The sequence below is a fragment of the Exiguobacterium sp. s141 genome (assembly GCF_018618085.1).
Lineage (GTDB): Bacteria > Bacillota > Bacilli > Exiguobacteriales > Exiguobacteriaceae > Exiguobacterium > Exiguobacterium mexicanum_A.
The window spans coordinates 95,194-115,536 of record NZ_JACSLJ010000001.1 but is presented as its reverse complement, the minus strand read 5'-3'; the positions used below and the strand labels follow the sequence as shown (position 1 = coordinate 115,536).

The following is a 20,343-nucleotide window of genomic DNA, read 5'->3' as shown; positions in this document are numbered from 1 at the left end:
TTTAAGATGTCACCAGCTACATAGCAATCAGATGTAGCACACTTTGTAGCACGTATCAAACTTGTCGTACGCAGTCAATCGGTCAACCCAAGCAGAAAAAGGAGGAAATTTCACATGAAGAAATTGATGTCTTTACTTGGTACACTCGCCTTGGCGTTTGCACTCATCGTACCGGTCAGTGCGGATGGACACGAGAACGCGATGGTACGTGTACTCCATGCTTCACCTGATGCACCGGCGGTAGATGTCTACGTCAACGGTGAAGTCGCAGTCGAAGGCGCAGAGTTCAAAGCGCTCACCGACTATTTGACACTCCCGGCTGGAGATTACAATGTTGAGATCAAGCCGGCAGGTGATGCCGAGACGGTCGTCGTTGCGGCAGACCTCTCGATCGAAGCAGGCAAGTTCTACACAGCGGCAGCAATCGGCCAACTTGAAAACATCGAGATCGCAGCAATGGAAGACGATGCGAACTTTGAAGACGGTAAATCGAAAGTCCGTGTCGCTCACTTCTCACCTGACGCACCGGCAGTCGATGTAGCCCCTAAAGGTGGCGATCCGCTCTTCTCGAACCTTGAGTTCAAAGCAGTCAGCGACTATGGCACACTCGACGCTGGCACGTATGACCTCGAAGTTCGTCCGGCCGGCGCGACTGACGTCGTGAAGGCACTTGACGGTGTTGCCCTCGAAGGCGGCAAAAACTATACGGCGTTCGCCATCGGACTCCTTGAAGGCGAACCAGCGTTTGAAGTCCTCCTTGCAGCAGACGGCGGTGAAATGGCCGGAGCTCCAGAAACAGGACAAGGCGGTCTCGCTCAGACAGCATCAATGAACTGGTTGCTCGCAGCAGCGGTCCTTGGTGCAGCAGCAGCTGGCTTCTACGTCTTTCGTCGTCAGAAGCAAGACGCTTAAGCTTCTCTTGATTGGAACGCTATCGTTCCTTATGATCGCACCGGGCGCGGACGCACCGGACGCGGACTCGAAACTGACGACCGTCGGTTTCGCCGAACCGCTCGTCTTGTCAGCGACCGAGATCGATCGTCAATCTTTTCACACAGAGACGTTCGTCCCAAAACGACTGAAGATTCCGTCAATTGATGTCGATGCTGTCATCCAACCGGTCGGGAAAGACCGACTCGACCGGATGGATACGCCGACAGACGCTGATGAGGTCGGATGGTATCGTTACGGGGCCAAAGCGGGTGCGACGGGTAACGTCGTACTATCCGGTCATCTCGATGACCTTCGCGGACCGGCCATCTTCGCAAGCCTTGGCGAACTGCGCCTCGGAGAATCGGTGACGCTCCAGCGTAGCAAAAAGGTGATCGAATATGAAGTCGTCTCCGTCGAACGATACCGACTCGAAGACGTTCCGCTCGCCTCGATCTTTGCGGCGACCCAAGCGACACGGCTTCAGCTCATCACATGTGCGGGCCCGTATGACCCGGAACACGGATATCGTGACCGGATCGTCGTCACGGCAATCGCCAAAGCATAAACGAAGAACCCTCGAACAAGGCAACTGCCTTGACCGAGGGTTCTTCGTTTGTAGGACGACACAAGAAAAACGACTGTGGCCGAAATGAATCGGGCCCAGTCGTTTTTATGCGTCCATTCGATCAAGCAATTTGGACAGAAGAATCAATTCGTCATCTGAAAAGTCTTCGAACACGTCCATCAAGTACTCGATTTTCATATCTTCTAACGTCTCGAACAAGGCACGACCTTCCTCGGTCGCCTGTAACTCGACGACGCGACGGTCGCGTTCGCTACGTTCGCGTGAGATCAACCCTTTTTTCGTGAGCTCATCTGCGAGGGCCGTAATCATCGAAGCCGAGAACTGAAACTCGTTCGATAAGGCCGAGGCGATTTGAGGACTATTTTGACAAAGCGAACGAAGGATGAAGAATTCGTTGCGCGTCAAGTATTGAGAGAACATCGACCGGAGGTTTTTCTTCACTCCGCGATAGTTCATGCGAATCCCTCGCTCAGCATCAGCGACGAGCTGACGGCGGGATGCTGTTTGTACAGGCGTTGTCATCCTCAAGCGTACCTCCTAGGTAAATATCATTATTTGCATATATTTCAGAACATAAAAACATTCTACAACAAAAACATGAAGTCTGTAAAGTTATGATGGCTCTTCACGGATGCGAAGTTCTTGGATGACTTCATCGTAATGTTTCAAGTCCGGATAGAAGCGGCGGAAGAAGAACTCGATCTGCTGGTCATCCCCTTCGGCGAGCAGCTTGGCGAGGACTGCGTAGACGACGCCCATCCCTTGCCGCGGCAATAATGACGACGGTAAGAGCGTCGCGCATTGGATGGCCCGGTTGAAATAACGATTGAGCGTGTCACTCAAGTCCTGGAACGTGCGAATCTCGGCGTAATGGAACATGCGCGTCAGTTCGATGATCGTCGACAGGTCGGTGTCGAGCAACCAGTCGCTCTGGAAGATGGCGTTATCGAGCTTCTCGACAGTGACGTCATTGGCGATATAATAATTCAAGTTGTCCCGGGTGATGCTCACTTTGTCCGGTGACTCGACGATCCGTTCGACCGTCTCCTGCTCGAACGTCCGCAGTTGCTTGCGGATGTTGACGAACTCGGAATCAGCGATTTCGAGCAGTCCCGCGACACGGCTGAAGCTGCGTTTGATCTCCGGCGGGACGGCGTTCGGGTTTTTATAGCCTAGGTCGTGCTCAATCTCGGCCCAAGCGTGTTGCAAGATGGACCGGACTTGAATCTCGGCCTCTTTCTCCTCGAAGCGGCGATACTCTCCGAGGGCGAGCCGCTTGTCACTCAAACCGACGACGTAATGGACCGAGAGGTAGCCGAACTCGTTCGGGTCGAGCAGGGTGGATTTATCAATCGACTGTTCACGGTCGATTCGGAACTCGTCCTCAAGGATTTGGGCCACGGCCCGGACGTCGTCATGGAAATAGGTCACGATCCGAATCCCCGCCAAGTCTTGGACGTCGCGCAATGACCGGTATTGGTACGGTTTGCGGGACAGTTTGGCATATAGACTCTCCGCTTCCTTGGCCCGGGCGACGATCGAGTGGAACTGAATCCCGGCGTCATTCAATAGTTCACTGAGAAGCGACTTCAGTTTGGCGGCGAACGCCTCGTAATCCTCTTTCTCATTCATATAGTCGAGCATGATCGTATTCATATCCTGTCTCGGCATCTACATCACTCCTTGTCTCATTATAAGTAGTATAGCATCATTGAAATCGCTGTCGCACCTGTCTGCCGTCCCTATGATACAATACGGCTTGGAACGGGAAGGAGTGTCGCATGTGAGAGTGAGCCATACATTGAAATCGATGGAGCGCGAGAAGCTCGAGATCGTCGCCGGCCTGTTGCAACAGGGCGGTTATCGGGCGGGGAAGATCGATTGGCAGACCGGGGTCAATATCGTCCGTCTCAGCCGTGAAGGGGTCTCGTCTGAGCCGGAGGAACGGGCACGAATCCAAGGCATCGTCGATCATTTTGGAATCGATGACTGGACCGCCACGTTTTCTTGAGTCCCTCTTTTTCAAATCGCTGACGGAAAATGGGTTTTACGACTCATTTTTCGGGAATAGTATATTATTCGATTTTAGAACAGCGGACGTTTAGGAGGATGAATATGTTAGAAACAAGAATCGTACGGGATATGACCTCGGTCGACCATGAAGTGAATGGAATGGTGTCAGGCGGATGTGTCAACGAGAACATTTACTTATTTGCCAAAGATGAAGAATTGACGGTGCGTCTTGCCGCAGAAGCAGGTGTACAACCATACCGCATCACTGAAAAAGGATTGTGGGAATCGCTCATGTCGAAGTTCACGAAAAACTCGGATGACCGCATCGATCAGCTTGAGAGCCTCGGTCTGACGAAAGAGATGGTCGAGTCCCTCGAAGGTGAAATCCAAGCCGGGAAGATCGTCCTCGTTTGCGACAAATCATAAAAACAGCCGGAACTGATACGGATCAGTCCCGGCTGTTGTCATTTCGTCTCGTAATAGGCGTTCACGATCCGGCGCAGCGAGCGCTCGTTCAAATCGAGCGGTTTGAACCCGGCGTCCTGCAACAGGCGTTTCGTGTTCGCATCCTGGAATGAGATGTTGCGGTTCAAGTACGGGTTGAACACTTTTACCATCTCGTTGAACGTCTGCTCGACGTTGCTCAACGAGGACGTTGCCGTCTCGGTGATTTTCAAATGTGGGAACTCGAGCGCCTGCTTCATATATTCGAGCATCGTCTCGTTGCGCGGCGGGGCATCGTTCGTCACGTTATAGATGGTATCCGGCATGGCGTGTTCGATGGCCGCGAGCAGCACGTCGGCGACATAGTCGACCGGGACGAGGTTTGACGTGCCCGTCTCAGAGCCGAGGAGTCGGATCGGACCGACAGGCGCGCCTTTGCGTTCGAGTCGACGCTTGAACACTTCCAGGGCCCGCATATAGCCGTACATCGTGAACTTCGAATCGGCTTCGCCGGTCTTCGAGTCACCGACGATGATGGCGGGCCGGAAAATGGAGACGGCCAGGTCATGCCGGGCTTCCCAGACGGCTTGTTCGGCATGGGCCTTGCTCTCCTCGTACGGGTTATGGAACGTCTGATCGGTCGCATACAGCGACTCATCTCCGATCTCGCGTGCGCCGAGCGTATAGGCCGTACTGACGTGGAAGAAGCGGGGGCAGTGCAAAGCTTTCGCGAGGGCGAGCGCTTGCTGCGTCCCCGTCAAGTTCGTCTCGAACAGCTCATCGCGGAGCTCCTCGTCGAATTTGACGAGCGCGGCCATGTGGAGCACCAAGTCGAAGCTCCGCTCATGTTTTTTGATAAACTCATCGTCCGCTCCAAGGAACGGGGCGGTCAAATCCCCGGCCAGCACTGTCATCGAGCGGCGTTCGTCCTGCGAGAACATCGCCTCCACTTTTTCAGGCGTGCGGGCGAGGACACATAACGTGTGGCCTCGATGAATCAACTCGCGGGCGAGCCGTCCTCCTAAAAATCCGGTCGCACCGGTCATAAAAATGTTCACAGCGTTCTTCCTCTCTTTTCAGTCTCTCCCCATCATAACAAGCGACGGCGGAATGAGCCACTTTCAGCCCGATGTTTCAAATTAGGGGTTTAACATTTTTTAAAGTGGGTTATGACTTAAGGAGAAGCGTACGCAAGGTGCGTCATGACAGTGTTGATCTGTCAAATAACTTAAGTGAGGTTTTTTAGAATCATGGCTAATCTATTCGGAACTGACAAGGATGGCAACAGGAAGAAGCAAGAAGAGATTGAAAAAACGGTTCAGGAGAAAGGGATCACTCAGATCCACATGTACTTCTCCGACGTGCTTGGAGACTTGAAGCTATTGACTCTCTCTGCAAAATTGTTGCCGGAAGTTTTTGAAGGGAAGACGATGTTTGACGGTTCATCCATCGCTGGTTTTTCTTCCATCAAAAACTCAGACCTATTCTTGAGACCGGATTTAGATCGTCCACGCTACGAACAGGACGGGGACGAGAGCATCCTCGCGTTCTTCTGTGACGTCTGCACACCAGACGGGGAACGGTATGAGTTCGACCCGCGTAACGTCTTGAAGGATGCCCTCGAGCGCGCTGCTCGTGACGGATACTCGATCTTCGTCGGTGCCGAGCCGGAATTCTTCATCTTCGACGAAAACGGAGAGTTCTATGACGAGGCCGGATACTTCTCGACACGTTCGGAAGACAAAGGCTATGAGGTACGTCAACATATCGCCAACCGGTTGAGCGATGTCGGCTTCAACATCGAAGCGGTCCACCATGAAGTGGCACCGGCCCAGCACGAGATCGGCATCAAGTACGATGACGCGTTGCATACGGCCGACAACATCCAGTTCTTCAAAGAAATCGTCACGTTGGCAGCCCAAGAGAAAAACGCGAAAGTGTCGTTCTTGCCGAAACCGCTCCGCGACGTGAACGGTTCGGGGATGCACCTCAACATCTCGGTCTGGAAGAACGACAAGGACGGCAATCCGACGGTCAACGCGTTCGAAGAGCCGGAGTCGGATTACGGCCTGTCGGTCACAGCTCGTCATTTCATCGAAGGCATCTTGAAGCATGCCCGTGCGACGGCCATCTTCACGAACCCGCTCCCAGAATCATATGAACGTCTCGTTCCAGGCTTCGAGGCACCGGTCAACATCTGTTGGAGCCCGTCGAACCGCAGTTCGATGATTCGAATCCCGGCGTCACGCGGCAGTGCGACACGCGTCGAAGTCCGTAACCCAGACCCGAGCGCCAACCCATATCTCGCCCTCGCGGCCCTGATTTACGCTGGACTCGAAGGGATCGAGCAACAGCTTGAGCCGTCATCACCGAACGAGGACGACTTGTTTGAGTACTCGGCCAAACAAATCGAGAGTCAAGGCATCTCGTCACTCCCGGCGACGTTCCATGAGTCGATTCAATCGCTCAAGTCGGACCGGTTCCACGATTACTTCAACCATGACTTGATTGACCGCTACTTGTCGCTCATCCAAGTCCGTAAATAAGCAAAGCATACAAAAGCCCATTCCTCGGCCGAGGAATGGGCTTTTGCGCTTAATGAATGCCGCGCATATACTTTTTGATGACCGGGGCGAGTGCGAACAGGATCAGACTGAGCACGATGGCCGCGCCACCGATAATCCCGAAGTAAAGCATCTCGTTCTCCGGTGAATAGAAACGGACGAGTTGAGCGTTGATCCCTTGCGCCGCAGCGTTCGACAAGAACCAGAGCGACATCGTCTGGGCCGAGAAAGCGGCCGGGGCGAGTTTCGTCGTCGCCGACAGACCGACCGGCGACAGGCTGAGCTCACCGAGCACGACGATGAAGTAGCTAAGGACGAGCCAGAGCGGGTTGACGAGCGTGTCCGGGCCTCCGAAATAGGCCGGGAGCAAGATCACCAAGAAACTTAACCCTGCGAACAAGATCCCGAACGCGAATTTCGTCGGGATGCTCGGCGCACGGTCACCGAGTCGGACCCAAAGCCATGCGAAGACCGGTGCGAGCATGATGATGAACAGCGGGTTGAGCGACTGGAACCAGGCCGGTGAGAGCGTGATCCCTAAAAATTCAAGATCGGTCCGCTTATCGGCATAGCTGGCCAAAATCGTCGCCCCTTGCTCTTGAATCGCCCAGAACATGACCGAGGCGATGAAGAGCGGGATGTAGGCGATGATCCGTGACCGTTCGACTTCCGTCGTTTTCGGACTGCGATACATGATAATGAAGTAAATCGTCGGAATGGCGATCCCGAACACACCGACGAGGCCGATGAACGTGTTGATCGTGAACAAACCTTGCGGGATGAGCACGGCCAACAGGCCACCGATGAGGATGACCGCGATCGTCGTATACTTGATCGCGTTTCTCTTCTCAGACGGCGTCAACGGGTTCGGCACATATGAACCGGCAAGACCGAGGTTGCCTTTCTTCGTGACGAGGAAGACGACGAGACCGATGAACATCCCGACCGCGGCGAGTGCGAAGCCCCAATGGAAGCCGTAGCTCTTTTGGACTCCACCGACAATCAAAGGTGAAATGAAGGCACCGAGGTTGATCCCCATATAGAAGATGCTGAACCCGGCGTCACGACGACGGTCCGTCTCGTGATACAGGTCACCGACGATGCTTGAAACGTTCGGTTTCAACAAGCCCGTACCGATGACAATCAGTGCCATCGAGATGAACAAGAACGTCAGGCTGCCTGGAATCGACAAGACGATATGCCCGAGCATGATGAACACTCCGCCAAAGAAGACGGCCCGAGACGTCCCGAAGACACGGTCGGCGAGCCATCCCCCAATGACCCCCGACATGTAGACGAGTGCGCCGTATACCGACATGATTGACAAGGCGACATTCTGGTCGAGACCGAGACCGCCCTCAGATACCTCGTAGTACATGTAGAACACGAGGATGGCGCGCATCCCGTAATACGAGAACCGTTCCCAAAACTCAGTGAAGAATAGCGTGAACAAGCCTTTAGGCTGTCCGAAAAAACCTTTTTGTGGCACGCTGTCCACAATTTTCTGTTTATCGATCCTTTCCATGAAAGATCCCTCCTTAACCGTATCATCATAAAAAAGAATCATTATGTTTGTAAAGAATAAACGAATGAAAAATTCAAAATTTAATGATATTCGAACGAAATCAAAAACCACACTAAACGACTAGGTTCAGTGTGGTTTTATAAGTCAAGCTGTCTTTTGTTTCGCTTCGGCTGCGCTGACGCGGCGTCCAAGTTGCCAATAGATGAGTCCCGACACGCAACTGGCCGCCCCGACGAGGATCAACGCGATATGTCCGGCGCGTTGGTCGAAGAACAGGCTTGCCATGATCGGTGCGGTCACCCCGCCGATCAACCATTGGATGCTGGCGGCCCCGTTGTAGGCACCGCGCATATTCTCCGGAGCGATCAAGGCGATGAACGTCTGTTGGACCGGGGACATGATCATCTCGCCGAGCGTATAGAAGGCGTACACCGCGAGCAAGACGCTGACGAGAACGAGGTACGGTGTCCCGAGTGAATAGAGGAGACGCGGCATGACGGCGATCAGAATCATGCCGACCCCGAAGATGGTCGCCCCGGCGAGCATGACGTTGCCGAACGGCTTGCGGCCGAGTTTCGAAGCGATCGGAAACTGGAACAACACGACCATGATGCCGTTCAAGGCGAGCATATAGGCGAACGGGTTCTCACGATCGGTGTACGATGGCATCGACTCTCTCAAGAAGAGGGGCAGCATGCTCTCGATGAGCGAGAAGCCCATCGAGATGAAGACACCGGCAAAGATGAACACGAGGAACACCTTGTCATTGTAGAACACGCGCAGGACATCCCGGTTCGATGGCGTGTCGACATCGGTCGTCTCTGGGAGCGACTCCCGGATGAAGCGACCGAGGACGAGTGCGTACAAGACGAAGACGAGAGCGGCCGAGTAGAAGATATACTGCCGGTCGATAAAGAGGACGGCACTCCCGAGGAGCGGGCCGAATGCAGCCCCGATATTGTGCCCCATCCGCAACAGACCGAACGCCTCGTTCATCTGTTCGGGCTCGGTCACATCGGCTACCATCGCGCTTGCGGCCGGGTGGAACAATGAGTTCGTCAAACCGAGCATGGCGTTCAAGAGAAGGAGCGGCCAAAACGTTTCGGCGAAGGCGAAACCGACGAGGGCGAGGGCGTCGCCAAGAATGGCAGCCATCATGATTGGTTTGCGGCCATACAGGTCTGCGAGCCGTCCACCGACGACCGATCCGATGAGCGCCATGATTGGTCCGGTCGCCATGATGACCCCGACCTGGATATAACTGTCGAGCTTGTCGCTATAGTATAGGACGAGGAACGGTGCGATCATGAACATCATGACACCGGTGATCGTCTCTCCGAGGAAGCGGATCCAAATGTTACGGTCGAGCTGTTTGAGTGATTGAATCATTAAGGTCACCTGCTTTAGTTGATAGAATAAGAAAAGGGACGCAGCATGCACAAAGGCATACGCGTCCCTACGATCTTAGGCATGCCTCGGAAGGCAGGCGACATCACGGATTCAAATCACGGAGAGGCGCCTGCCGGTCAATATGAACTTGGACGTGCGAGCGTTGAATGACTGACATCGGTACCTCTCCTTTCTGCATTGGACTGTCTTCTCTTCAAGATTATGATATTTCCGTGAAATGTGTCAACATAAATCGTCAATGTGTCATAATAATTCGTTCAAATTCTTTCGGCTGAGCCGGTAGTCGATCAACCGAGAGAACACGACTTGAATCATCGCCGTGACCGGGACACTGATGAACATCCCGACGAGACCGAACAGGCTACCTCCGATGATGATCGAGGTGATGACCCAAAACGGGGTGATGCCGACGCTGTCGCCGAGAATCTTCGGGCCGAGCCAAAGTCCGTCGAATTGTTGCAACAAGAAGATGAACAAGAGGACGATGAGCGCCGTGAACGGGTCATAGAAGTAAGTGATGATGAACGCCGGGATCATCCCGAGCAGCGGTCCGACGTACGGGATGAAGTTCAAGACACCGACGATGACGCCGAGCAGAAGCGCGTATGGCGCCCCGATGATCAACAGACCGGCGACGGCCAGCACCCCGATGATGAGGCAGTCGAGCGACTTCCCGATGATATAGCGTTTGAAGATATAATCCATCTCTTGGAAGATGTCGATCGTCGTCTTGGCTGACGCGACCGGGAACATCGCATACAACAGACGCTTGAACATGCGGGCAAAAATCTCTTTGTCTTTCAACAGATAGATCGAGATGACGATCCCAATCAAGAAGTTGATGAGCGTCATCGTGAAGCTCGACACGTAGCTGACCGACGACAAGACGGCGGTCTCGACCCAGCCCGAGTAACGTTCCTCGAAGCGGCTGAAATCGATGGCTTGGGCAATCGTCGCGTTGTACTCTTTCAAGTACGTGTTCAACTGGGCGAGGAACCCGTCAATCTGTCGGATGTAGAACGGGAGCTCTTCGATGAGTGAGGCGAGGCTCGAATAAATGCGTGGGAACAGCGTCACCGCAGAGATGACGAGAATCCCGATGAAGACGATGTAAACGATCAGCAAACCTTGATAGCGTTTTAATTGAAACCGTTCTTCTATATAGGACAGGACGGTATTCAGGAGCAGCGCGATGGCAATTCCCATGATAATCGGCGTCAGCAACTGGAACGTATAGTGCAACACACTAGAAATCGTGTCCGGTTCACTGATGACTTTCCATAGGACGAGCAGAATCAATCCGATCACGCTCAACTTCCAAATCAATTGACGATTTAATTCCAAAGGTCCATCCCCTCATCTTTTAAATTTTGTAGAATAACGTTCACTTTGTACTATGACCTTTTTTTTATCGGGATTCAATAGGCCACACCTATTTTCGAAAAAGGATTGACAAGATTGGTAACGTTTGGTTAACTAAGTGACATATTACAAAAAGACAAATCGCATATAAAACACTTTCTATCAAGAGAAGCGGAGGGACTGGCCCGATGAAGCTTCAGCAACAGATTGATTCAATACTGTGCTAATTCCAGCAAGGTGACCTTGAGAGATGGAAAGGTGGTTGTTTGAATACGTCCGTATCTCGACACCCCTTTCCGCGGAAAGGGGTGTTTTTTGCATAGGAGGACTATTCATGACTGACAGACGCTCACATCTACTTAAAACGTTACCACCACAACATTTCGTCGGACTCGCGAACGAGTTGGCCGAACTCGAACAGGCCGGCCGCGACATCATCCGACTCGGACAAGGGACGCCTGACCTGCCTACGCCTGAGCCAATCTGTGACGCGCTTCAGACGGCGCTCCTCGACGCCTCGACCCATCAATACGGTCCGTTCCGCGGTCAGGCCCGCCTGAAGCAAGCAGTGGCGACGTTCTATTTGAATGAGTATGGAGTCGAACTTGATCCCGAGACAGAAGTAGCGATTCTCATCGGCTCAAAATCTGGTCTCATCACGTTGCCGCAATGCGTACTCGAACCTGGCGACGGGATCTTGCTACCGAATCCCGGCTATCCTGATTACATCTCGGGGGCACGCCTCGCCGGTGCCGTCGTCCGTGACCTCGTCCTCCGGGAAGAGAACGGCTTCTTGCCGGACTATGAGACGCTCGATACGCAAGATGCAAAACTCATGTATTTGAACTACCCGAGCAATCCGACCGGAGCCGTCGCCTCACCCGCTTTCTTTGACGATACCGTCCGTTTCGCCCGGGAGCGGGACTTGATGGTCGTCCACGATTTCGCATACGGCAGCATCGGATTCGATGGCCACGTCCCGCCTAGCTTTCTGCAGGCGGATGGGGCGAAAGAAGTCGGCATCGAGGTATATACGATGTCGAAAGCTTTCAACATGTCCGGTTGGCGCGTCGCCTTCGCCGTCGGGAACGCGGACATCATCGAGGCGATCAACACGTATCAGGACCACGTCCACGTCAGCGTGTTCTCGGCCATCCAGGCGGCGGCTGTCGCTGCGCTCGAGGCGCCCCGTACCATTCGCGATGACTTGGCACGACTGTACGAGGCACGGCGTGATCGCCTGATCGACGGGTTGAACCGGGCCGGCTGGGCCGTCGAACCGCCGGAGGGTTCGTTCTTCGTCTGGGCGAAAGTGCCCGAGGGCGATGCCAAATCGTTCTCGCGTAAGTTATTGTACGAGGCAGGAGTCGCCGTCACCCCGGGCTATTTCTTCGGTTCGGAAGGGAACGGATACGTCCGCTTCGGTCTCGTCTCACCGGAACCGAAGATTGACGAGGCCGTCGAACGAATCGAGCGGTTGTTTGCCGCCTATGAGGAGGTGCGCGCATGATTCGTCAGGCCGTCCTTGAATATGACCACGCCGATGACGCGCTCGACCGTCTTGATGACTTAGTCGACGGCCGACGTGCCCACGTCCTGCACGGTCAGAACGGGTATGACGTCGTCCGAGCCATCTTTCCGGCCATCGCGGACTATCCGGCAACAAGGTTCAGCGGGGAGTGCACGGACTCGGAAGTCAAACGGCTCAAACCGTTGGACGCCGACGTGTTAATCGCCGTCGGAGGCGGCAAGCTCGTCGATACGGCCAAACTCGTCGCCTATCAACGGAACGTCCCGCTCATCGTCGTTCCAACGCTCGCCTCGAACTGTGCGGCGTTCACACCGCTCAGCGTCGTCTATCAGGAGGACGGGAGCTACGACCGCTACGACATGTTCCGCGTCGTCATCGAACGGGTCATCGTTGACTCACGGGTCATCTCACGCTCACCATATGAATACTTTCGGGCCGGTGTCATCGACACGGTCGCGAAGTTTTACGAGGCCCGTTATTTGAGTGGTGACAGCTCAGCTGACGCCGGCGTCAACACCGGACTCGTCTTGGCCGAGCAGTGCGGGCGTCTCGTCGAACTTGAATTGAGCGAGCACGCTTTTGAGTCGTATAGTGACGACGTCCGCTTCGCGGTCGATCACGTGCTCGCCATCGGTGGCGCCGTCGGTGGATTTGGTGACGCCGGGACACGCGTCGCCGTGGGCCATGCGGTCCATAATGCGCTCAGCCGCTTCGAGTCGACCCACTCTTTCTTGCATGGAGACAAGGTCGGCTTCGGCCTAATCATCCAGGAGCGGTTGCGTCGCTCGGCCGATGCTCCGTATTTGGAGGCCTGGTTGAAACGGTTCGGTGCACCGACGACGCTCGAGGCGCTCGGGGTCGGGTCGGGCGACATCCCGGTACTGGTCGACTCCGTCATGATGGAAACCGAACTGCAACAGTTGCCGGAACCACTCGATAAAGACTTTTTGAAAATAATTTTTGAAAATTTACAATTTTCTATTTACAATTAAAAGAATTAAAAGTAAGATGATAACAACTTAATAGACCGATTGCTTATCAAGAGTGGTGGAGGGACTGGCCCTGTGAAACCCGGCAACCAGATCGTAATGATCATGGTGCTAATTCCAACAGACGATATCGTCTGGGAGATGAGCGTGTCCGACTTTGACTTGTCGTGCCCGCCACTCTGAATGAGTAGCGGGCTTTCATTTTGGAGGAGGAAAAACAGATGAACTTCAAACAGAAAACAGTACTTGCAGGGACATCACTACTCGCCGCCATCGCGCTCTCGGCATGCGGACAATCGGACGCGAGCGAGGCGCTCAGCACGGAGTCGCTCACGATCGGCGTCACGGGCGGGCCGCACCAACAGATCGCCGAGAAAGTGAAAGAACTCGCGGCCGAAGACGGCCTCGAACTCGATATCAAAGTGTTCAACGACTATAATACGCCGAACACGGCGCTCGCCGAGGGTAGCCTCGACGTGAACAGTTATCAGACGCTCTCATTCCTAGAACTGCAAAAGTCCGATAAAGGCTATAAAATCGACGACGTGTTCAAGACCGTCGCTTTCCCGATGGGTCTCTACTCAGAGAAATTGACCGACATCGAGGACTTGAAAGAAGGTGACAAGGTCGCCGTCCCGAACGACCCGGCGAACGAGCTACGCGCGCTCCGTCTCTATGAGACAGCGGGACTAATCACGCTGAAGGAAGGATTGACGGACAAGGCGACGAAACGTGATATCGCCGAGAACCCGCTCAACCTTGAATTCATCGAACTCGAGGCGTCGCAGCTCCCGACCCAGCTCCCGGAAGTCGCACTCGCTGCCATCAATACGAACTTCGCGATGGGTGCCGGCCTGTCGATCAATGAGGACGCCTTGTTCCACGAAGACACGGTCGACAACCCGTATCCGAACTACGTCGTCGTCCGCACCGATAACAAGGATGACGAAGTCGTCGAGACACTCAAATCGTACTATCACTCGGACGAGGTCCGGACGTTCATCGAAGAGACGTTCAACGGCTCAATCGTCCCGGCGTTTTAAGGAGGACCTATGATCGCACTTAAAGGAATCACGAAGACGTTCACGGTGAACAAAGGTGCCGTCACCGCACTCGATGACGTCTCGCTCACGATCGAGAAAGGCGAAATCTTCGGCATCATCGGTCGAAGCGGGGCCGGCAAGAGCACGCTCATCCGCATGATCAACCTGCTCGAACGCCCGACGTCGGGCCAGGTCGAGATCGAAGGACAGGACATCACGAAGCTCGACAAACGTGGGCTCTCAAAACTCCGCCATCGAATCGGAATGATCTTCCAACATTACAACCTGCTCAAGACGGCGACCGTCGAAGAGAACGTCGCCATCCCGCTCCGTCTCGAGGGGCTTGATAAGCGCATGATCCGGGAGCGTGTCGAAAAGTATCTCGACATCGTCGGATTGACCGACCATCGGAAACATTACCCGGAGCAATTGTCGGGCGGACAGAAGCAACGTGTCGCCATCGCCCGCGCCCTCGCACACGAACCGGACATCCTGCTTAGCGACGAGGCGACGAGCGCGCTCGACCCGGAGACGACCGAGTCGATTCTCGACCTGTTGCTCGACATCAATCGCGAGCTCGGGCTGACGATTTTCTTGATCACACACGAGATGGAAGTCATCGAGCGCATCTGTGACCGGGTCGCCGTCATCGAGGCCGGCCGGATCATCGAGGAAGGGGATGTGCTCGACGTGTTCTCGGACCCGCAGCATGCGACGACGCGCAAATTCTTGAAAACGAACCTCGATGTCCCAAAAGAGGTCGTCGACGAATTGAGCACGCACGGGACGCTCGTCAACTTGTCGTTCATCGGCCATCAAAGTGAACAGGCCGTGCTCGCCCAATTGACGAAACGGTTCGGCTTACTGCCGAACATCATCGGGGGCGGCATCAAAAAGTTGAAAGGTGGTCTCGTCGGTAATCTGCTCGTCCATTTGGACGGCGATGAGGCCCAGACCGACCAAGCCGTCCGTTTCTTAGAGGCGAGCGGTGTGAAAGTGAAGGAGGTGACGAACCATGCTTCAGTTTTGGGAAAATTGGGGTGACTTGATTTGGACGGGGACGATTCAGACGCTCACGATGACCGGCATCGCGCTCGTCATCTCGACGTTGATCGGACTGCCGCTCGGGACGCTGCTCGTCTTGACGCGACCGAACGGCCGGCTCGCCAACCGTTATTTCTACGGCATCTTATCGAGTGTCATCAACGTCGTCCGTTCGATCCCGTTCATCATCCTCTTGTTCTTCATCCTCCCGTTCACCCGCTTCATCATGGGAACGACGATCGGCGTCCAAGGCGTGCTGTTACCGCTAATCGTGTTCACGGCCCCGTATATCGCGCGACTCATGGAGTCGGCGCTGCTCGAGGTCGACCGCGGCGTCGTCGAGGCGTATGAGGCGATGGGCATCTCGACCCGGAAAATCATCTGGTACGTATTGATTCGGGAGGCCCGCTCCTCGATCGTGCTCGGTTTGACGATCGCGACGATCGGTTTGATCGGGGCGACCGCGATGGCCGGACTCGTCGGGGCCGGTGGACTCGGCGATATCGCCTATCAGTACGGGCATCTCCGCTTCGAGCCGGAGGTCATGTATGTGACCATCTTCGTCTTGATTCTGCTCGTCCAATCGATTCAGTCATTCGGCAACCGCTTGGCGGCCCGGCTCAAGAAGGCATAACAAAAAGAGCTCTGCTTCGGCAGGGCTCTTACTTGTTGTCGAGCAATCGTTTCAATTCGGCGATGCGGTCATGGCGCGGGATGAATGTGCGAATCTCTTTCTCGCTGAACCCGATTTGAATCCGATTATCATCGACAACGATCGGACTCTTCAAAATCTGGGGATGCGATGCCACGAAGCTGTACAGCTCACGGAGCGACATCTCGTCAAGTTGATCCGCCGCTTGTTTGTATACACTCTTTTGGACGGACAACAGGTCGGTCGTCCCGTTCTCGGTGAGGCGGAGCATGTCTTTGAACTCGTTGAACGACATCCCTTGGTCCGTCAATTTCTTCTCGATGAACGGGATATTCTGTTCACGTAACCAATCGAGCGTCTTACGGGAAGAACTGCAGCTTGTATGTGTGAATACGGTGACCGTCACGGCAACCACTTCTCCTTTACGTAAGGTTGGACTTCTTTATTTTCTCTCATCCATACGTAATGGACGTCGAATATGTTTCAAATCACATATACTTTTTTCACGATTTGTTGATCCTCAGTTCGGGTACATGACGAGAGAGACTACAATCGAGGAGGGATTCACATGTTTGATTATACGGTCAAGACCGATCAGACGGTCGAAGCGGTCGTCGAGAAGCTGAAAACGACGCTCAAAGAAGAAGAGTTCGGGGTGCTCTGGGACTTCAATTTGAGTGAGACGCTTGAAGAGAAAGGCCAGCCAATTGAGGGGGACTATCGTATCCTTGAGGTATGCAATCCGAAAGAGGCGAAGAAAGTCATCACGGCGCACCGAGAAGGCGGGTATTTCCTCCCATGTAAGCTTGCCGTGTTCACAAAGGACGGGGCGACCCATGTCGGGATGCCGAAGCCGACGAAACTGATCGAACTGATTGAGGATGAATCGCTTCAAACTGTGGCCCGTGACGTCGAGACGCGATTGACGCGTGCGATTGATCAAGCCGTCTAATTGATACACGTATCCCGTCCATGAAAGTGGACGGGTTTTTCGTATTCCCACCTAAAGTCATATAATGGTAAAATTGGTACAAACAGATGGTAAGGGGCGGATGTTTTGAAAAAGTTAGTCGGTTTACTTGTGTTATCCACCGGGTTATTGGTCGGATGCAGGGAGGAAAAGCCAGACGTCGTCAACTTGTCGTACGTCAACGCACATTGGACTGTCAGTAAGTATTCACTCGAACAACCTGAGGAGATTGAGGCGGTCGGTGAGACGCTACAGGCCTGTACCGGGAAATTGACGACTGAATTGAAGGGAGACTTGACGGTTTACGATACGGTCATTGCGAATCGCCATCCGATGACAGACACCGGCGAAGAGTATGCCTATAAAGCGGTGACCTACATAAAAGGGGATGAGCATTATGTGCTTTGTCGTGACGTGCTCTCGGAACGTTTCCAAGCCGAGGTCATCGATGCGTTCCCTCACTTCGTCAATACTGAGAAAGGGAACCACATACAGCGAATCCCGTTCATCGAACCTGCTGGTGAGAGCGCCGAAGCAACATTCCTCGATGCGGATGAATTAATGGATCCGAGTAATGCTGTCGAACCTTTTCTTGATACCCTCGTCACGTTCACACCGGCCGTCCACGGCGAGATGGAATTGACGATTGGAGATCGACCGGTCCAATTTCCGTTGGTGATGTTCGACCCGACGATGGCGCATATGGACGAGATTAAAGTCGCAATCGGATATCATCCTGAAGAACAGAAACCATATGTGTTGATGAATCTCGCGGACCTGTTTTTCTCGGTGAGTCCGATAGATGAAATCGTCGACCCGTTGAATGAAGAACGGTTATATGAGGAGTTGACAGTCAAACGCCTGCCGCTCCAATCGGAACTGTTGCCCGACAAGTCCTATCCACTGTACGAGTTCAATTATACCCGTGAAGGAAAGCCGGTGACCGAGATGGTGACCATCACATATCGTGCCAAGGAACTGTTGACGACTTCCGAACAAAAGGCGCTCAAGGACAATCCGGACGAGCAGTATATGCCGACTGTGAGCGGTCCACTGATTTACCTACACGAGAAACCGTTCAACAACGAATCGATTTTGACGTATCCGACCGTGTTGCGTGCGTCTGGGAACGAGATGGACGACCTGATTCAAGCAATCGACGGCGCTGAGCCGACCAACCGCTCGGGCGATGCAGGGGAGTATCCGTACCTCACAATCGTCGACGGGCTTAAAGGTCAAGAATTTGAGGTGACATATAAACAGCGCTCGAAGAAGCTGGACGTTTACGTGACCGACCGAGTGACTGAGGAGACGTACAAACTGACGAGCGAAGGGGCCGAGACGTTCTTGTCCTATTTCCCGGATTTGAAGAAGAAATGAGTGGCTTGAACATGAAGAAACGAACGCTAATGACATTGTCACTGTTGTGGTTGACGGCAGGCTGCTCGGAAGATATTGACGTCGTCCGTTATGGTCATATCGAGGAACATTGGCAGGCCGAGCGGGTTACGATGAACAGTCAGGAGCCTGTAGTGGATGCCGAAGCCATATTGAACCAATGTGAAGACGGTGAACCCCTGTCCGAACTGAATGGAGAGACGTTTTCCGTGCTTGGAATGGCGTATGCGACCCGGGCCCCGCTTATGAATGATGACTATTATGGATATAGTTTTAATGAAGTGACCTATGTCGAGGGGGATACAATCTATGCGCTCTGTAAATCAGACCGGATGGACGGGATGGAAGGGTATCGGGCCGTCGAGCTTGCAGAAAGACCTGCCTACTTGAAAGACGAGGTCGGAACTGAAATGTCTGCTCTTCCGACCGTCTATATCGCGACCGAAAATGAACGGGCTGCGTTACATAAGCCGGACGCCTTCTATGACAATGAACAAGACATCGAACCGTATCCGGTCACACTTATGAGGATTTCGCCTGGATTTAGTGGCACGGTCGAGATTGGGATTGAAGAAGGGGGCTACTTTACCCCATCTTTCCACTTTTTGCCGAACCTTAGACCGTCCGATGTGTTTATCGCATTAGGACGAGATAAGGCCACGAACATGCCTCATCTGCTCCAGTCTTATGGTGGAGACAAGGCTCGCTATTCCTCCTCCATTTTACAAGATGCCGATTTGCTCAACGGGGCTGACAGTTTAACCTTCCGTCGAATCCATAACGGTGGCACGATGGAACCGATGACAGCCTATCCGCTATATGACGTCACGATTGACGTGGACGGACAAAACGTAACAAAAACCGTGTCGATGCGCTATCGAACGAGCCCTCTCTTGACCGTTTCTGCAGATCAAGACGAGATAGCGGTCGCTTACCTCCATCAGTATCCGTATCACCGGGAAGTCCCGCTCCCTTACCCTGATGCTGTAAACGTGAGCGGCAAAGCTTATGACCAGTTGGTCGAAGCCATCGAGACCGCGCGCCCGTCGACGAAGAGTGGTGAGACGAAAGACTATAAGTATTTGACGCTGTGGCGTGGGAATCTCGGTCAACAGTTCGAAGTCAGTTATCAGCAACGGTCGAAAAAAGTCGATGTCTATGTGAAGGACGTGAAGACCGGGAAAGTGTTCAAACTGTCGAGCGCCGGGGCGGAGACGTTCCAACAGCTGTTCCCGCAGGCGTTCGAATGAATGGATTGGACGTAAATCGAGGAGGGATGCACTGTTGAAACGCATGTTGTCAGGATGTGTCATCTGTATGGGACTGCTTCTTGGCGGTTGTGCCAGTAGCGAGGAAGACTTGGATCCGTCTCGCATCGACTATCAGACGTTAAACACGGATGGTGCCTATGGACCCATACGCACCATTACCGACGCTGAGACGATTACTCAGCTTGATCGAACGACGGATGAGGTTGAATGGGAAGACCAACCCGTTCCAATCGAGCGGGACCCGGATGTGAGAGCGACGTTCGTCTATACGCCGGACGATGCGCCCGAGCGTTCGCTCGACTTCGGGATTTAGTACGAAGAACAGATGATGGGTGGCATCAATCCAAAGGATAGCCGCGGTGAACTTAACGCCGCACAAGTCACGTTGTTGCAAGCCATTTTCAAGGAATCGGAATAATCAAGGGTCCGTGCCTGGCATGGGCCTTTTTTTGATGACCATCGTCAGAGAGAACAATTGGAAAACACTTCAAATTCAAGATATTGACTCGATTTCAAAAACCGATGCTATTCAGGACTTTTCGCACAAGGTACACTAGAATTCCGCTACATTCCAGGAAGAAAGCACTAAAGGAAATCGAGAAAAGAAG

The 20,343-nt window shown here is 53.6% G+C and carries 21 protein-coding genes and 2 riboswitches; of the genes, 14 read left to right on the top strand and 7 right to left on the bottom strand.

Annotated elements, in window-relative coordinates:
• The first annotated feature begins 114 nt into the window (after positions 1 to 114).
• A complete protein-coding gene (locus tag KNP74_RS00610; protein ID WP_034777661.1) occupies positions 115 to 912 on the top strand; it encodes a DUF4397 domain-containing protein in 798 nt (265 codons plus the stop codon).
• Positions 860 to 1,498, top strand: coding sequence for a class F sortase (locus tag KNP74_RS00605; protein WP_233004279.1), 639 nt, complete (start codon positions 860 to 862; stop codon positions 1,496 to 1,498). The genes KNP74_RS00610 and KNP74_RS00605 overlap by 53 nt, the downstream gene beginning before the upstream one ends.
• Before the next feature lie 105 nt (positions 1,499 to 1,603).
• Here KNP74_RS00605 and KNP74_RS00600 read toward each other — a convergent pair whose 3' ends face one another.
• Together KNP74_RS00600 and KNP74_RS00595 are read right to left on the bottom strand one after the other, a co-directional pair.
• Entirely contained in the window at positions 1,604 to 2,041 is a 438-nt protein-coding gene (locus KNP74_RS00600) for a MarR family winged helix-turn-helix transcriptional regulator (protein WP_034777659.1), read from the bottom strand.
• A gap of 90 nt (positions 2,042 to 2,131) precedes the next feature.
• Positions 2,132 to 3,190, bottom strand: coding sequence for a GTP pyrophosphokinase (locus KNP74_RS00595; protein ID WP_214763155.1), 1,059 nt, complete (start codon positions 3,188 to 3,190; stop codon positions 2,132 to 2,134).
• Positions 3,191 to 3,302: 112 nt separating this feature from the next.
• Between KNP74_RS00595 and KNP74_RS00590 the strand changes: the two genes are divergently transcribed.
• Together KNP74_RS00590 and KNP74_RS00585 are read left to right on the top strand one after the other, a co-directional pair.
• Positions 3,303 to 3,530: a hypothetical protein gene (locus tag KNP74_RS00590; RefSeq protein ID WP_214763154.1), complete on the top strand. Its 228-nt coding sequence runs from the start codon at positions 3,303 to 3,305 to the stop codon at positions 3,528 to 3,530.
• Positions 3,531 to 3,634: 104 nt separating this feature from the next.
• Positions 3,635 to 3,958, top strand: a complete 324-nt coding sequence (locus KNP74_RS00585; RefSeq protein ID WP_232819557.1) for a YflT domain-containing protein — start codon at positions 3,635 to 3,637, stop codon at positions 3,956 to 3,958.
• Positions 3,959 to 3,996: 38 nt separating this feature from the next.
• Here the strand turns inward: KNP74_RS00585 and KNP74_RS00580 are convergent, their stop codons facing one another.
• Positions 3,997 to 5,034: an SDR family oxidoreductase gene (locus KNP74_RS00580; RefSeq protein ID WP_214763153.1), complete on the bottom strand. Its 1,038-nt coding sequence runs from the start codon at positions 5,032 to 5,034 to the stop codon at positions 3,997 to 3,999.
• Between the two features lie 192 nt (positions 5,035 to 5,226).
• On the opposite strand from KNP74_RS00580, the gene KNP74_RS00575 reads away from it, so the two are divergent.
• Positions 5,227 to 6,522, top strand: a complete 1,296-nt coding sequence (locus KNP74_RS00575; RefSeq protein ID WP_034777655.1) for a glutamine synthetase family protein — start codon at positions 5,227 to 5,229, stop codon at positions 6,520 to 6,522.
• Between the two features lie 49 nt (positions 6,523 to 6,571).
• On the opposite strand, the gene KNP74_RS00570 is transcribed toward KNP74_RS00575, so the two are convergent.
• The 3 genes from KNP74_RS00570 to KNP74_RS00560 form a co-directional block, all read right to left on the bottom strand.
• Positions 6,572 to 8,065: a peptide MFS transporter gene (locus KNP74_RS00570; RefSeq protein WP_138859401.1), complete on the bottom strand. Its 1,494-nt coding sequence runs from the start codon at positions 8,063 to 8,065 to the stop codon at positions 6,572 to 6,574.
• A 144-nt stretch (positions 8,066 to 8,209) separates the two neighbouring features.
• A complete protein-coding gene (locus KNP74_RS00565; RefSeq protein WP_034777653.1) occupies positions 8,210 to 9,454 on the bottom strand; it encodes an MDR family MFS transporter in 1,245 nt (414 codons plus the stop codon).
• 264 nt (positions 9,455 to 9,718) lie between these two features.
• Entirely contained in the window at positions 9,719 to 10,819 is a 1,101-nt protein-coding gene (locus tag KNP74_RS00560) for an AI-2E family transporter (RefSeq protein WP_214763152.1), read from the bottom strand.
• A 174-nt stretch (positions 10,820 to 10,993) separates the two neighbouring features.
• Positions 10,994 to 11,094, top strand: a riboswitch (SAM riboswitch).
• Positions 11,095 to 11,171: 77 nt separating this feature from the next.
• Between KNP74_RS00560 and KNP74_RS00555 the strand changes: the two genes are divergently transcribed.
• The 5 genes from KNP74_RS00555 (at position 11,172) to KNP74_RS00535 (ending at position 16,078) form a co-directional block, all read left to right on the top strand.
• Complete coding sequence (locus tag KNP74_RS00555; protein WP_214763151.1) at positions 11,172 to 12,347, top strand: aminotransferase class I/II-fold pyridoxal phosphate-dependent enzyme; 1,176 nt, start codon at positions 11,172 to 11,174, stop codon at positions 12,345 to 12,347.
• Complete coding sequence (locus KNP74_RS00550; RefSeq protein WP_214763150.1) at positions 12,344 to 13,360, top strand: iron-containing alcohol dehydrogenase family protein; 1,017 nt, start codon at positions 12,344 to 12,346, stop codon at positions 13,358 to 13,360. Before KNP74_RS00555 ends, KNP74_RS00550 begins: the two co-directional genes overlap by 4 nt.
• A 40-nt stretch (positions 13,361 to 13,400) precedes the next feature.
• Positions 13,401 to 13,505: riboswitch (SAM riboswitch) on the top strand.
• Between the two features lie 73 nt (positions 13,506 to 13,578).
• Entirely contained in the window at positions 13,579 to 14,400 is an 822-nt protein-coding gene (locus KNP74_RS00545; protein ID WP_214763149.1) for a MetQ/NlpA family ABC transporter substrate-binding protein, read from the top strand.
• A 9-nt stretch (positions 14,401 to 14,409) separates the two neighbouring features.
• Complete coding sequence (locus KNP74_RS00540) at positions 14,410 to 15,444, top strand: methionine ABC transporter ATP-binding protein (RefSeq protein ID WP_214763148.1); 1,035 nt, start codon at positions 14,410 to 14,412, stop codon at positions 15,442 to 15,444.
• Positions 15,416 to 16,078, top strand: coding sequence for a methionine ABC transporter permease (locus KNP74_RS00535; RefSeq protein WP_034777647.1), 663 nt, complete (start codon positions 15,416 to 15,418; stop codon positions 16,076 to 16,078). Before KNP74_RS00540 ends, KNP74_RS00535 begins: the two co-directional genes overlap by 29 nt.
• Before the next feature lie 28 nt (positions 16,079 to 16,106).
• On the opposite strand, the gene KNP74_RS00530 is transcribed toward KNP74_RS00535, so the two are convergent.
• A complete protein-coding gene (locus tag KNP74_RS00530) occupies positions 16,107 to 16,502 on the bottom strand; it encodes a Spx/MgsR family RNA polymerase-binding regulatory protein (protein WP_214751942.1) in 396 nt (131 codons plus the stop codon).
• 162 nt (positions 16,503 to 16,664) lie between these two features.
• Here KNP74_RS00530 and KNP74_RS00525 point away from each other — a divergent pair, with 162 nt between their 5' ends.
• From KNP74_RS00525 to KNP74_RS00510, 4 genes are all read left to right on the top strand, one after another.
• On the top strand, positions 16,665 to 17,048 hold the full coding sequence (locus KNP74_RS00525; RefSeq protein WP_214751943.1) for a DUF302 domain-containing protein: 384 nt from the start codon (positions 16,665 to 16,667) through the stop codon (positions 17,046 to 17,048).
• 105 nt (positions 17,049 to 17,153) lie between these two features.
• Positions 17,154 to 18,446: a hypothetical protein gene (locus tag KNP74_RS00520; protein WP_214763147.1), complete on the top strand. Its 1,293-nt coding sequence runs from the start codon at positions 17,154 to 17,156 to the stop codon at positions 18,444 to 18,446.
• 11 nt (positions 18,447 to 18,457) lie between these two features.
• Entirely contained in the window at positions 18,458 to 19,714 is a 1,257-nt protein-coding gene (locus KNP74_RS00515) for a hypothetical protein (protein ID WP_138859410.1), read from the top strand.
• Positions 19,715 to 19,748: 34 nt separating this feature from the next.
• The gene (locus KNP74_RS00510) at positions 19,749 to 20,048 is read left to right on the top strand and encodes a hypothetical protein (protein WP_214763146.1); all 300 of its coding nucleotides are present in this window, start codon (positions 19,749 to 19,751) and stop codon (positions 20,046 to 20,048) included.
• The last annotated feature ends 295 nt before the right edge of the window (positions 20,049 to 20,343 follow it).